Raw genomic sequence first — 14,162 nt, forward strand, 5'->3', positions numbered from 1 at the left:
GTAAGCAGGGCTAACAAGACCGTTATAACGAGAATACTCTAATCCGCCTTGAAATGATCTTAAGCTGATTATGAAATCGCCCTGTTCAACAAGCTTGTATGTGTGGATATTATCTTGTGACATGTTGATTTTTCTTTCCAGATCGTTTCTGGGCACAACCCCCTGATCCTGAGTGACGGAAAGAACAGGCACATTGTTGATTCCCTTTTTCGAAAAATTTTTAAAGATTTGATCTGCCCTGTAATATTGACAGTTATCCTTGTCGGTCCTTAACCCTGTCAGCAGTTGCTGCATGAGCGCCTTTTTCTGCTGCTTGCTGTTTTCTATCAGCTTGTCCACGGTCTCTATCGCCTTGTCCCACGTGGACAGGATGCGGGCGATTTTCTTTTGTTCGGGGAGAGGGGGGAGAAGGATTGGAAGCTTCCTTTGTGCAGTGATTCCAATGTAATTTCGAGTTGACTGAAAAGCCCATGCTTTAAGTGTGTGTTGAAAGTAAGCACTTCTGAACGATTGAGCCAAAAAAACATTGTCAATTAATATGGAATTGAGCCTGTAGTAAGTAACTTGAGGAGTGAGCATTATATAATTTTCACAATCAGGGACAATAGCTGTATTCCCAATTGTTCCTTTATGCGATATGAGCACATCTCCAGGCTTAGCGAAGCCAATTCTGAGTGAGTCTGCTTTGTCTTTCTCAAGAAAAGCACAGTTTTTTAGATCAACAACGCCTCCACCAATATCCTTTGCCATTATGAATGGAATTCCAGTTGGAACAAAATCTTCTGTTTTAGGATGACTATTGCCATGATTACCATCCTGAATTTGAATGATGGCCCCCATTTTCTTGAGGTTCCCTATCGTGGTCCATTTCCATCCCTCAGGCACCATAACCCCACCCCTTCACGATATATTTCATCATCGTTGTATATCCTGTCCGCTACTTTCCGGCGCGTTTCAGCGCCTTCACCTGTCGGTCAAAATCCGACTCGATGTGTTGCGCGCGATTGAATTTTTCGTATTCGGCATACGCCTTGGCTTCGGCCTGCTTGCGCGAGATGGAGCCGTAGCCTTCGAGAACTCGGTATTCGTTGAATTCCAGAAAACGGTTCACGCTGTCGGCAAATGACGCCATGGTGAAGCTCGTACGGTTTTCAAGTATGTTTTCAATATAGTCGAAGAAGCCGGAGACAGTGCGCTCCAGCCGTTTGATTTCCTCTTCGCTCAGGTAGTTCTTGCCAATCATGACATCGGATTTCAGCACGCGGTCGTTCGGGGCATTCTTGTAGGTAGTCAGCCCCATCTGCGGCTTGGTCGCGTCTGCTCGGTCATGAATGATTTCCGAAGCGGTTTGTCCGGTGATGGCAAAATGGAATTTGTCCTGCACGTGGGCGTAGAACTTGCGCGTGGTTTCGGACTGCGGATCGTAGTCGATACTGCACTCCGCGAAGATGTCCGTAATCTGCTGATAGATGCGGCGCTCGCTGGCTCTGATGGAGCGGACGCGCTCCAGCAGTTCGCGGAAGAAGTCCTTGCCGAAGTGCTGCCCGTTTTTCAGGCGTTCGTCATCCAGCACAAAGCCCTTGATGATGAACTCTCTCAGCCGCTGCGTCGCCCAGATGCGAAATTGCGTGGCGCGGGAAGAGTTCACGCGATAGCCCACGGAGATAATGGCATCGAGGTTGAAGTGCTTTACCTGATAGGTTTTCCCGTCAGCGGCAGTTATTTCCAAAATGGAAACAACTGAATCCTCAACAAGTTCGCCGCTCTCGAAGATGTTGCTCAGATGCTTGGAGATGGCGGGAACGCCAACACCGAACAGCTCGGCGATCTTCTTTTGCGGCAGCCAGATGGTCTCGCCGTGAAAGAGGCACTCCACCTTCACCTTGCCACTGGGCGCGGTGTAGAGCAGCAATTCCGATTCCCGGACCGAAGGCGGCAGGCTTTGCTCGTTGCTCATGGTCTGGCCTCTCTGTTCCGGCGTGTGTTTACATTCCGTGTACTCATAGGAAATAAAACGTTAGCAGTGGTAACGGCCTTTGATGTAGCTGTTGTAAAAACTTCCCTTCGATGAAGCAGTAAGGAAGCTTTGGTAAACGGAAAGAGGGACGCCGCAAAAGGTGTACGCTTTTGGGGAAGAAGTGAAGACGATTTCAAGCTGCATCGTGCCTTCATCGTAGCCGATGCTGTTGATTGCCCGTGATGAAACCAAATGGCGGGTCATGTCACTTCCTCCTTGTTGTGCGATGCGGTCTGGCGCCCTCTATTTTCCAGCTACGGCAGTTCGTAGCCCAGCTCCTTCAGGTAGCCTTCCATCTCCACTTCGAGCTTGGCGAGGTCTGCCTTCAGTTCCTTGCGCTCTTTCAGAACGGCCTCAAGGTCGATTTCCTCTTCTTCCTCAAAGGTGTCCACGTAGCGGGGGATGTTCAGGTTGAAATCGTTTTCGCGGATTTCCTCAAGGCTGGCGAGGTAGGCATACTTGTCCACGCTTTCGCGTGCCTTGGCGGTATCCAGAACCTTCTTGATGTCTTCATCACGAAGGAAGTTCTGGTTCTTGCCGTCCTGATACTCGCGCGAGGCGTCGATGAAGAGAACGTTGTTGTCCTTCTTGTTCTTGCGGAACACGAGGATGGCGGCGGGGATGCCCGTACCGTAGAAGAGCTTTTCCGGCAGGCCGATGACCATATCGAGCAGGTTTTCCTCGATGAGCTGCTTGCGGATTTTGCCCTCGGCGGATGCGCGGAACAGAACGCCATGCGGAACAACAACGCCCATGCGTCCAGTTCCCGGCTTCAGGGTCTCAATCATGTGCAGGATGAACGCATAGTCGCCCTTGGTCTTGGGCGGAATGCCGCGACGAAAACGTCCGAAGGGGTCGCTGTCAGCGGCTTCCTGTCCCCACTTGGCAAGGGAGAAAGGCGGATTGGCCACCACTATGTCAAAGTGCTTGAGCTGGTCGTCACCGTCCAACAATTGCGGATTGCGCAAGGTGTCGCCCCATTCGATGCGGTGGTTGTCCTCGTCGTGCAGGAACATGTTCATCTTGGCGAGCGCCCATGTGGAGCCGATGGCTTCCTGTCCGTACAGGGCATATTTCCGGTTGCCGAAGCGGTCCTTGATGAGCTTGGCGCATTTCATCAAAAGGGATGCAGAGCCGCACGCGGGATCGCAGATTTCATCGCCCTCCTGCGGGGCAACAAGCTCCGCGATGAGCTGGGAGACCTCGGGCGGGGTGTAGAATTCGCCAGCTTTCTTGCCGGAAGAAGCCGCAAAGTGCTTGATGAGGAATTCGTAGGCGTTGCCAATGATGTCCAGATTGCCGATGCGCGAGGGACGCAGGTTCAGCTCCGGCTTGTTAAAATCCTCCAGCATGTGGCGCAGGATGTCGTTCTTCTGCTTGTCATCACCGAGCTTGGTGGAGTTGAAGCTGATGTCCTGAAAGACGTCGTTCAGCTTGCCCATGTTGGCTTCTTCAATGGCGTGCAGAGCCTTGTCGATACGCTCGCCGTTGCCTGCCTCGAAGCGGCGGTCATACAGGGCATAGAAGCTGGCATTCTTTGGGAGCACAAAGCGTTCGTTCTTCATCATTTCTTCGATGAGTTCGGGCGCGTCGCCGTATTCGGCCTTGTAGGCGTCGTAATTATCCTGCCATACGTCGCTGATGTATTTCAGGAAGAGCATGGTCAGCACGTAATCCTTATAGGCACTGGCATCGACCACGCCCCGGAACGTATCGCAGGCGTTCCATACGGCGTCGTTGACTTCTTTTTGACTTATGCGGGGGGTCATGTTGTTACCTCATTAAAGGGTCGTCCCAAAACGGCAATCTGCTGCGTTGCTTCAAAAGAATCAAATCCTCGCGTATCGCCTATACGCGTCGGCCTTGATTCTTTTTGCGCCTTGCATCTCACCATTTTTGAACATCCTTTATTGGTTTTGAATAGCTTATTAAAGGGCTTACCGGTTAAGTATCGTTGATGCCACGGCGCGAAGCTCCTGCTCGCGGTTGGCAATGAGTTTCCTGTAGGTCTCGGCTTCCTGCCGCGCTGCGGCGGCAAGGCGGACAACGGCTTGCTGTGTGCTTGGGGACGGGATAACAAGGGGCAGGTCCGCCAGCACAGCCTTGCGGATGCTTCGCTGTACGGAACCTTCTGCCGACGCCTCGAAGTAGCGCTGTGCGGGAAGCTGATTCATCTGCCACGCCACAAACGCAGGCGGGACGTCAGCACCGGGCGCGACTCTCAGAAGCAGAAAATGGGGAGAGATGACGGCGGGGAATGGGACGGAATCGAGGAACACGGCAATGTTTCTGCTGCCACGGACCAGAAACAGAATGTCCTGCGGCTGGAGCCAGTTCGGTTCACGCCGTCCGGAAAGCTCCGTTCGGACCAGCGAATGCCACGCAACGGCTCCGTCGTCCTCAATGTCCTTCATCTGGACAGCTCTGGCCGTGCCGTCGGAAACTTCCTCAATGCTTCCCCGAAAGGGGTGGGCGGGGAGTATGCTGACGACATCGGACAGCTTCATTATTTTGTCTCCATTGGGCATGATGAAGACAGTATCGAATTACCTCAGAAGGTCAAGGGAAAACAAGGTTCATCATTGCAAATGATGCAGAAAAAAAGAGAAGGAGGACAGATCAGCCAACGACAGTGAATAAATTATCAAAAAATTTCAGATTGTTATCTTTTGCACTTCGTTTCCAGTCCAATCACAGGCTAACCAACAAAAGGCGACGCTCCCCCTTCCGCCGCCTAGCACTGCCAAACGATGTCGAGTGAGCAGTACAACCACTGCTGCTGCAATGTTTTTTCTACTAGGTAAAAAAGCCCTTCTCCCCTATACTCTTGCCTTTTTCGAGTAAATCATTTTCCGATAAGGAGAGAGGGGAATGTCTTCTCAGGTTTTGGATTGGGGATCCTTTTGGCCAGGCATTGGTCCTGTGCTCAGCTTTGACTTCACCACAACAGAGGGGGTTACGGCGTCGTTCATTGGATTAATCATCGTAATTTTTCTAGGTTTTTTGATTCCTTCGGTACTGATGGGTGTCTGCTACTATCGGCGTGTTAAATTCTATTTATCCGGGCTGACTGACGTTACAGAAGACAACGTCATCAACAAACGTCAGGGCCTCATCGAAAGAGAAGAAGAAGGCATCGCCAATTCTTCAAAATGGATGCGTGTTGTTGCCGGTTCTATCTGGAAAGAATTTGACGAGACCCTCATTGAGTACGACGGAAAACTCTATAACAACATTGACGCCGAGCACTTCTTCAACGGCACAACTCTCGCCCGCCGTATCGCCAACTCCCGCCTCTTTCCAACCGGCGCAGCTATCCTTACTGGTGTTGGCGTCCTTGGCACATTCCTCGGTCTCCAGCTTGGCTTAACCGGCCTGAACCTCGACGGCGACGTTGCCAAAATTCAGGGAGAAATCCGCCTGCTCGCTCAGAGCGCTTCCGTAGCGTTTGTAACGTCCGTGTGGGGCGTTGGAAGCAGTATTGTCCTGAATTTCCTTGAAAAATGGCTCCACGGCATCATCATGAGGCATATAAACACGCTTCAAAGCCGTGTTGATGACATCTTCCCCCGCTTCCCCGTCATGGGCGTCTTTGCTGACATTCGCTCCAACGGTCGTGAATCATGCGAAACCCTTGGCAGCCTCGCGGAACAAATCGGCAATCGTATGCAAGAGTCCATGGACTCTTTCTCAAAAGAAATGGCTGGCTCCATTGCCGAAAATATGTCCAAAGCCGCCAGCGACATTTCCACAGCTATTGGCACGACGCTCAAAGACACGATCGAAGAATCACTTGTCCCCTCCATTGAAGAAATGGCTCAAGTGTCAAAAGAACTTGCGAACAAGCAGGCCAAAGGCTCCGAGGAAGCCATGGCAAATCTGCTTGAGCAATTCATGGCAGAAATGGGCCGCGAGGGTGAGGGCCAGCGTAACGCCATGCACACCGCGGCAGAAGAGATCCGCGACGCCATGAATGGCCTCACAGGCTCCATGTCAGACTTCTTCATATCATTAAAAGAGCAACAGGCCGCCCTCAGCAAGGAACAAGACGAGCGATCCAAAACGCTTGAAGACTCCGTCAAAAATCTCGTCGCCCATCAGGGCGATGCGTTGGAGCAAACCAACCAAAAAATCGCAGACATGCTCCAGACATTCGCAACAGCAATGGGACAGGAGCAGTCACGTCAGGCGGAATCGCTTTCCTCTGCGTCTGGAGACGTCCGCGAAGCGATTTCAGAGATGTCGGACGGAATGCGTACGTTCTTCGATGCGCTTGAGGGCCGTCAGGAATCCATGATGGCAGAACAAGACGAACGGACCCGCGCGCTCGAATCTGTCGTGCAAAGTCTCCTCAATCAGCAAAATGAAACGCAAAACGAGGCAAACCAACAGGTTGCCAAGATGCTCCATGACTTCCTTGAAGGAATGGGAAGTGCTCAGGAAAAACAGGCGGGGTCACTTGGCGAAGCTTCCGAAACCGTGCAGGAAGCCCTGCTCGACATGGGCGGTCAGCTGAACACATTCCTCCAGACTCTCAACAGCTCACAGACGTCCTTAACCGAAGAGCAGGACAACAGGCATCAGGTTCTCACCAAGCAAATAAACGACATCATGGAGCAGCAGTCCGTTGCGCTTGAATACGTCGACAACACTATTGAGAACCACGTCAAGGCCACGAACAGCCTGCTAGAGCAGGGAGCGGCTCTTCAGAATCATATTGACGGAAGCCGTTCGGCCATGGACTCCACCGTCGCCCGCATGAACAAGACCAGCGACGCCTTCGCTACCGCGACATCAAACCTCAAAATGCTTGGCGCGGAGATCGGCCAATCGGTCAAGCACGCCTCCGAAAGCATCGCGGAAAGCACCTCTCTCGCAAACAGTCTGTTCAGCGAAAATGCTACGGTCGCTCGCAATATCGAAAAGACGCTCGCTTCTCTCCAAGATGTCAGAACCAGCGTTGAAAACACAATACAGACACTCGACCACGCAACATCAGACACGAAGAATGGCTTTACAGAACTCGCTGCGCACTATGCCGACCTTCAGGAAACCATGGAAACCCACGTGGAAGAACTCGACACGCAGGTTACACGTCTGCTCAAGGACTACGGTGAGTACGTTTCAAGTCAGGTCAATGACCGCATGAGTCAGTGGGACTCCCAGACCAAAAACTTCTGCTCAAGCATCAAGCAGGCCGTTGAAGCCATTGGTGAAGTGGTTGAAAATATTGAGATGCGCGCTCCTAGAGCGTAACGAGGCTTCTAAATGAGTTTCTACCTAACACCACGCCGCGCTTCTACCCCACAGGAAGGCGACAACCCTTACTGGATGTCCTTTTCAGATATCATGGCAGGCCTGCTTGTCATCTTCATCCTTGCTTGCGCCACCCTGCTCCTTCGCCTTGCGCAGATGGAAGACAAGGTCTCGCAAAATATCGAAGAGCTGAAGCAGGCCAGCAAAGCCCGCTCGGACATACTCACGGAAATCGTACAGGAGCTCAAACAGCAGGGAATCAACGTCGAGATCTCGGACAACGACTCCGTTCTCCGCATCCCAGAACAGGCTTTCCACTTCAAAACTGGGCGATACTCCATTGAGCCGGAACACAAGAAAACAGCCGAAGAAATCGGAGAGGCGCTCTTTCAGGCAATCACCCGCGAAAATCGCTGGAAATATCTGGAGACAGTCTTCGTCGAAGGGCACACAGACAGCCGCAGTGCACGAAGTTACCGGATGGGCAATTGGGAACTGTCCGCGCTCAGGGCCATCTCGCTCTGGAAATTCTGGATTGAGAACACACCATACGGGCAGTCCCTCAAAGAGCTGAGAAACAGGCAAGGCAAACTGCTGTTTTCCGTCAGTGGATATTCGGCCACCCGCCGCATCGCCGAGGTCGAGGACTCTGCCGAAGCCATGCGCAAAAACCGCCGTATCGACATCAGGTTCACGACGAGGCAGCCTTCGCTAATGGAACTGCATAAGGTAAGCGCCCCCCTTTACGGAGATGAATAATGCACAAAATTCGCCTCCCACAACTAACGCTCGATCTTCCAGAAATCGCGACAGAAGAAAGCCGTGCATTCTTTGAAAACATAACGCGCGATCTGGAGCACTATTGCAAAAGGGCAGGAAAAAACTCCGGCGCTTACCGTGAAAGGCGGGACAAGCTTCTCCATGTTGGCCTCGCTGGTAACGACATCACTGCCCTCTTCGATGGACCGGCTTACATCCGCCCGCTTGTCGACCTGTGGACAAATGAGCCTGCATTCCTGATGGCCACTCCGCCGGATACGCGCATTATCAATGCTCTCGAGCAGGTCATCAAGAGGACACCCAACAAACGCGTTGGGCGTCTTGCCCTACGTGAAATCTTCCAGCTGTTCTTCCAGCACTTTGACCAAATGGGGGAAGGGCTTGAGGCCTACTGCAAATTCGCAAAAGGCCAAATCAAGAGATTCCCCCCGGACCAGCTCATGTTCGGCATGGATAAACTTCTACTCAATGCAAACAAAATAATCAGCCCCGAAGGGCACCGGTGGCTCGTTCGCGAAACAGGCAAAACGGGCAGGACTCTCCCTGCTTCGGCGGACCGACTCGGCATTCCGACCACCCAGTCGCGCTTTTATGATGCCAGCCAGAATATATACTACCTAGAGCGCATCAAAGGGCTTACTGCCAATGAGGATGATAAAATCCTCGACGAAGTCCGTACCGCCAAGGTTCATAGGGCGCCATATCAAGATAACCTCATGATTGGACACCCCATCATTGAGACGCTCATTGACAAACTTTCACGCGCAGGATTTGAACCTTCCGACCTTTGGCTCAAAACAATCCTCGCCATCGCAGGCGACCCACGCGTTCCGTTCAGCCATCAAAACTTCCGCCAATGGTGGAGCAAATTCGGGAACCACCGAATTGCACTGATGCGCAGTTGGCTGTCAAAAATGGACATGGAACTCTTCCTCGACATCGTCAAAGAATTTTCCGAACGCAAAGGCGGTGAAGATATGCGGAGGATGTTTCCAAAACGCAAAAAATTCCTTGAAGGACTTTTCAAAAACAAGCTCGTTCAGGACGCTCAACTCTTCCTCGGAGTACAGCCAGAAGAATATCTCAAAAGCAGATTCACTAAAGATGAGCAGCCTCCCCACTTCATAAGACTTTCAGGAAGCAACTCCAATAAATTGACTGTCTTTTATTTCCGCATGGGGGACGTTCATCTCATTGAAGGCACCCATTCGTTTGCCCTCACTATCGCAGATAAACTCCCAGACGAATGCCCGGCCGGAAAATACGAAAAGACATATGCATACTCTCGCCCTCTCGGCATAGGCCTTCAGGAAAACTACGAGGACCAATTCGGAAGAAGCGACAACTTCGCGCGCATTATCCACAACGGCAACTGGCCACGCAAAGCCTACAAACAGCTCAAACGCCTCGGTATCGAAATCAATCCATCTGACATCATGGAACGCGAAGACTACGTCCGGATGATACGATCATGAAATTGCAAAAATTCATAAACTCCATCTTCTCCAAACCCAACGCAGAACAATACCATATCGAGCCTTCCGGCTACGGCATCCGCTTCCATTCACTGAAGCACGAAGAGTGCACAAAAGGAAGCGCTCCCGATGCACTCCAATTTCAATACGTCACGCTTCAGATGCTCTGCGAACAAGGTGAGGCTGAACCTGTCACCAACGGGTTCTTCCTTCCCGATGATGTCGCAACGCGCCTCGCGCCAGATGACAGAATGCTCCTTGGCCTTCCTGAACCATGGCCCGGTCGCTTTGAGCTTGAGGTTCGTGGGCAAAGCTACTCTCCATCATTTCGTCTAGAAATCATCCTCGTCCGCCCTAACCAGCAACGGACGAAGCACTACCGCTTGGCAGGTCCACTCCTCATTCTTGGCGAAGACGAAGAGTATCTGCCTGACGAATCGCAGTACGCCGCACTGTTTGCCATTCAAAAGCATGGAGCACTCTCCGAGGATAACAAGACCGAAGGTGCTAACCTTGCGGCGGTCTACGCGCTCCAGCAGGCAAAAACTGGCGGGGTCCATATTGATCTGAGACATTTCGACGACACCGCCATTCAGCAGCCAGACAAAGTCAGCATATCCATTGTGGAAGCCCCAGACGGAAGCCTGCGCCTTATCCCAGACTTTGGGCTGGGTGACGCGCCTAATGACATTGAGGAGCGCCTTGGCCAACTGGAAGGAGCCGACAATACAGCCCTGAGAATTGGCAAACGAATTGTCCTACTGGATGAAAAGCGCATGGAAGGCGTTCAGGAGGTGCTATCAAACAGGCAAATTCCTGCCGCCGAAAAGCTTCAGTTTCTCAAAGAGCCCACAGCGTTCATCAACGCCAGCCTTGTTGACCTTGATGAAAATCCTTCTATCAGGGTGCATGGAGCAGAAGTCTTCCAAAAGGCGTATTTCGGTGAAACCGACGCGCAAACCATGACGTGGTTTGGAGACCCCGATAGCGAACCCGATGTTTTTACGCTTTCGGATGCGGGCAACTTCATAAAAGACCGAGAGGAATTCGCAAAGCTTACAAAGCAGGTTGAGCTGGCGACGTCAAAAGGCGACACATCCATTTCATTCAAAGATAAAACCATTCTCCTGCCTGCAAACAAGGAAGAGCTAAGCGACACTCTCGCTGTACTTGGCAAAACCATTTCTGACGTCGATGAGAAGGCCCCCCGCCCAGTTAAACCCGCCTCGCACAAAGAACAGAACGAGTCGCAGGCAGGGCCAAACATCACGGTCAAGATCGACCTCAACGATGAGGACGTCGCAGACGGCTTTCTCACTCTTACAGCAGGAAAATGCCAACTTTATTCTGGCCCGATTTGCGGTAACGGGTGCAAATACAAGCCGTTCAACTATCAGCGGGAAGGGATTTGCTGGCTACTTGGCCTCGCGTGTGAAGCCCTCGCCTTTCCAGAACGGAATCGCTTCGGAGGCGCATTGCTTGCGGATGACATGGGCCTTGGCAAAACCTTCATGACCCTTGCCGCGCTTCAGGTCTACCAAGCTATCATTCGGGAGCAGAGCAAGCCAAAGCCCACGCTCGTCGTTGCCCCGGTTGTCCTTCTGGAAAACTGGTACCAAGAAGTCGAAAATGTCTTCGAGAACAGCCCGTTCGAGGATATCGTCATCCTGCAAGCCAATGCTGATTTGCCAAGGTACAAACAAAACGGTGCCGGACGCGAAACCACAGCTCATCAAACTCAAGATGGGGCAGAGACGGCAATTCGCTATTCGCTGAAAGTCGGTAAGGGATTTGGCAACCTTCGTCTGGACATGCCCGGACGTCTTGTCCTCACCAACTACGACACCCTTCGTGATTATCAATTCTCAATGAGCAGGGTTGACTGGGGGATGGTCATCTTTGACGAAGCTCAAGACATCAAAAATCCTAACGCCATGAAATCCCGCGCAGCGAAAGCGCTCAAAGCAGACTTCCGACTTGCGGTCACCGGCACCCCTGTCGAGAATAGCTTGCGGGACTTTTGGTCCATCTTCGACACCGTCAGCCCGGGCTTCCTTGGATCATACAAGGAGTTCAACAAGACCTACATTTCGCCAATCAACAGGGCGACCACAACAGAAAAGGACGCCACCCGCGTGGCAGTTGGCAAGCAGCTTTACCAGCACGTTGGAGAGTTGATGCTCCGGCGAAACAAGGAAGACTCACTGGACGGCCTGCCGCAAAAAATCATCCATGATGGCGGTGAGGATAAAAGCTACTGCGTCATGATGAACGGCATTCAGCAAGAACGCTATGACGCGGTCATTGCAAGCGTTACCGCTGCCAAGGCTTCCGGCGACACCCAAAAAATCCAGCAGGCAATTCTGCCCGGCCTACGACGCCTGCGCGACGTATCGCTTCACCCGGACCTTCTCGATGGCGGAACGCCTGAGGCTTCATCATCCAACGCCCAGAAAGCGAGAAACTCACTTTTCAAATCCGAAAAGCTCAAACTCATGCTGAGCATTCTGGAAGAGATCAAAGCGCGGGATGAAAAGGTCATCATTTTTGCCATCAACAAAAAGCTCCAAAAAGCCTTGGCTATCAACCTCAAGGCCATATACGGCGTTGAAATTGAAGTCGTTAACGGCGAGACAAAATCCGTTGCGTCTCGCTCAGGCAAAGGTGCGGCCACACGCAAACAACTCATCGACGAATTCCAATCCAAACCCGGCTTTGGGATTATAATCATGTCCCCTCTTGCCGCAGGTGTTGGCCTCACCGTGGTTGGGGCAAACAACGTCATCCACCTGGAACGGCATTGGAACCCAGCCAAAGAGGCGCAGGCAACCGACAGAGTCTACCGCATCGGCGCGACAAAGGATGTTCACGTCTATATCCCGGTTCTCGCCCACCCGAGCCTTAAATCGTTCGACAGAAACCTCCAGCAGCTCCTTGCGGCCAAAACCCAGCTCAAAGATGCCGTCATAAGCCCAACAAAAATCGCCCCTGAAGATTTCGACACTGAAGGCATGTTCGGCTCCAAAGTTCCAACAGACGCCCCCATCACAGCAGACTGGCTGGACACCATAGACTGGACGCTCTTCGAAGCTCTCACTGCAGAGCTCGCAGCCAAGGAATTCGGCGGCGCAAGCTACCTCACTCCTGCCTCAGGAGACTTCGGGGCCGACGTCGTGACAATTTCAGAACGTGCCAACGTCCTCATTCAGTGCAAATGCACAAAAAATGCACTTGATGATGCAAAAATCGCTCTAGAACCGTACAACGCTCGCCCTGAATATGAAGCGCGGCTCAACAAAAAATTCGACAAACTCATCCTGTGCACAAACACAGACTGCATCAGTAAAAAGGTTTACCAGAAGGCTGAGAGATATGGTGTTGAGATTTGGGGGAAAGATAAGATCGCAACTATGCTTCGCGGAGAGAAGATGAGATATACTGACGTGTCAGCACGGCTGACAGCTGAGGTGCTTCATATTTGAAGTAATGTTTTTGATTAGACGGCATGTAGCTCACCTTATAAACTATACACATGCACTATCAAGTCAAACAAGACAAATGCTTAATTTACCAGATATGACAGCAAGTTAAACACATTATCATTTATAAAAGCACCAACGGTCTTTGATGCTATGCTTTGATCATATCATCTCTGGAACTTTTAAATAAGAATAGGAAAACTTAAAGTGAAGTGCAATTTCATTTTATACGCCTTGGTATACCTTATATTTGTATTCGCTGGCTTCGGATGCTCTGGCAACAAAACAACGGATGATTTCATTAAGGAAACCATATCGAACAACTTCGAGGACAAAGGAGAATTCATTCTACTATCTTCATATCCCATCTTAGCAGATCAAAAGAAGGCCTTCATTGCTAATGTTAATTTCACAGGCCAAGGACGAAATTTTTCTCAAGTTGCCTTGCTTATATTCGAAGAATCGAAGCATGCCGAAGAGATGGGGTGCTCCTACGCCACCCCTATAAATGAAGAATTAGTAGAAATGGTGTCGAGCGCGTCTGGACAAGGGACTTATGAACTAGAAAGAAGGCTGTCCTATTATGATAGTGGGCACTGGACTTCTATCCATACAGCTCATTCATCATCCAACGAAGGGTACGGATGTTGTCCACCGAACGGTGTGGGATGCGATGTTAAGGTGATTGAATCAAATTGGTATTACCGAGAGGATCGCTTTACAGGAAAACAGAAATTGCTAGAGACGACTTCAATTCTGTCATACAACCTAAACTACGACGATGAAATTTCAAACAAGAAGAAAGAGGTCTCCTGTAAAATATTTATAATCGATGGCAGAAGCATAAAGCAAACAGAAACAGTCTTAAACTCTACTGCACAGTAGTTACTGACTTCTGGACAGCTAAACAACAATGTTCAAAAACCACAGCACGACTCAAATCGCAACTACAAGCCCCGCATCACACCGGGGCTTGTAGTGATCCTGCCACACAAAAGAGCCCTCCACTTCGTGAACTGCTGACCATTATGAATCATCTAAAAAAATGACCAAAACTCGACGTCCTAACCGCCAAAGCCCAACACGCCATGGTAGTCCTCCCATTTTTAGGAGGCCTGAAAAGTAGAGGCTATGCGGCCCTTCTCAGTTTCTGCG

Annotated in this window: 10 protein-coding genes; 5 read left to right on the forward strand and 5 right to left on the reverse strand. The window is 51.1% G+C overall.

Annotated elements, in window-relative coordinates; translation table 11 throughout:
* The 5 genes from ACI3L3_RS16775 to ACI3L3_RS16795 all read right to left on the reverse strand — a co-directional run.
* Window positions 1-888: restriction endonuclease subunit S (locus ACI3L3_RS16775; protein WP_404846313.1), on the reverse strand; the 888-nt coding region annotated here is incomplete at its 3' end.
* 49 nt (window positions 889-937) lie between these two features.
* Entirely contained in the window at window positions 938-1,957 is a 1,020-nt protein-coding gene (locus ACI3L3_RS16780) for a virulence RhuM family protein (RefSeq protein WP_404846314.1), read from the reverse strand.
* 60 nt (window positions 1,958-2,017) lie between these two features.
* Complete coding sequence (locus ACI3L3_RS16785) at window positions 2,018-2,221, reverse strand: KTSC domain-containing protein (protein WP_404846315.1); 204 nt, start codon at window positions 2,219-2,221, stop codon at window positions 2,018-2,020.
* Window positions 2,222-2,271: 50 nt separating this feature from the next.
* Entirely contained in the window at window positions 2,272-3,786 is a 1,515-nt protein-coding gene (locus ACI3L3_RS16790) for a type I restriction-modification system subunit M (protein ID WP_404846316.1), read from the reverse strand.
* A gap of 168 nt (window positions 3,787-3,954) precedes the next feature.
* Window positions 3,955-4,524: a restriction endonuclease subunit S gene (locus ACI3L3_RS16795; RefSeq protein WP_404846317.1), complete on the reverse strand. Its 570-nt coding sequence runs from the start codon at window positions 4,522-4,524 to the stop codon at window positions 3,955-3,957.
* Between the two features lie 364 nt (window positions 4,525-4,888).
* Here ACI3L3_RS16795 and zorA point away from each other — a divergent pair, with 364 nt between their 5' ends.
* The 5 genes from zorA to ACI3L3_RS16820 all read left to right on the forward strand — a co-directional run bounded on the left by zorA (window position 4,889) and on the right by ACI3L3_RS16820 (window position 13,892).
* Entirely contained in the window at window positions 4,889-7,273 is a 2,385-nt protein-coding gene (gene zorA / locus ACI3L3_RS16800) for an anti-phage ZorAB system protein ZorA (protein WP_404846318.1), read from the forward strand.
* A gap of 12 nt (window positions 7,274-7,285) precedes the next feature.
* Window positions 7,286-8,032 carry a flagellar motor protein MotB gene (locus ACI3L3_RS16805; protein WP_404846319.1) on the forward strand — a complete coding sequence of 249 codons (747 nt, stop codon included), beginning with the start codon at window positions 7,286-7,288 and terminating at the stop codon, window positions 8,030-8,032.
* On the forward strand, window positions 8,032-9,528 hold the full coding sequence (locus tag ACI3L3_RS16810) for an EH signature domain-containing protein (RefSeq protein ID WP_404846320.1): 1,497 nt from the start codon (window positions 8,032-8,034) through the stop codon (window positions 9,526-9,528). The genes ACI3L3_RS16805 and ACI3L3_RS16810 overlap by 1 nt, the downstream gene beginning before the upstream one ends.
* Window positions 9,525-13,010: an SNF2-related protein gene (locus ACI3L3_RS16815; RefSeq protein WP_404846321.1), complete on the forward strand. Its 3,486-nt coding sequence runs from the start codon at window positions 9,525-9,527 to the stop codon at window positions 13,008-13,010. The genes ACI3L3_RS16810 and ACI3L3_RS16815 overlap by 4 nt, the downstream gene beginning before the upstream one ends.
* A 204-nt stretch (window positions 13,011-13,214) precedes the next feature.
* On the forward strand, window positions 13,215-13,892 hold the full coding sequence (locus ACI3L3_RS16820) for a hypothetical protein (RefSeq protein WP_404846322.1): 678 nt from the start codon (window positions 13,215-13,217) through the stop codon (window positions 13,890-13,892).
* The last annotated feature ends 270 nt before the right edge of the window (window positions 13,893-14,162 follow it).

Source organism: Desulfobaculum sp. SPO524, from assembly GCF_044987625.1.
Classification (GTDB): domain Bacteria; phylum Desulfobacterota; class Desulfovibrionia; order Desulfovibrionales; family Desulfovibrionaceae; genus Desulfobaculum.

Coding starts and splice junctions, on each gene's coding strand:
- ACI3L3_RS16815 (WP_404846321.1), top strand. CDS start 9,525: ATGAAATTGCAAAAATTCATAAACTCCATCTTCTCCAAACCCAACGCA.
- ACI3L3_RS16790 (WP_404846316.1), bottom strand. CDS start 3,786: ATGACCCCCCGCATAAGTCAAAAAGAAGTCAACGACGCCGTATGGAAC.
- ACI3L3_RS16780 (WP_404846314.1), bottom strand. CDS start 1,957: ATGAGCAACGAGCAAAGCCTGCCGCCTTCGGTCCGGGAATCGGAATTG.
- ACI3L3_RS16810 (WP_404846320.1), top strand. CDS start 8,032: ATGCACAAAATTCGCCTCCCACAACTAACGCTCGATCTTCCAGAAATC.
- ACI3L3_RS16805 (WP_404846319.1), top strand. CDS start 7,286: ATGAGTTTCTACCTAACACCACGCCGCGCTTCTACCCCACAGGAAGGC.
- ACI3L3_RS16795 (WP_404846317.1), bottom strand. CDS start 4,524: ATGAAGCTGTCCGATGTCGTCAGCATACTCCCCGCCCACCCCTTTCGG.
- ACI3L3_RS16785 (WP_404846315.1), bottom strand. CDS start 2,221: ATGACCCGCCATTTGGTTTCATCACGGGCAATCAACAGCATCGGCTAC.
- zorA (WP_404846318.1), top strand. CDS start 4,889: ATGTCTTCTCAGGTTTTGGATTGGGGATCCTTTTGGCCAGGCATTGGT.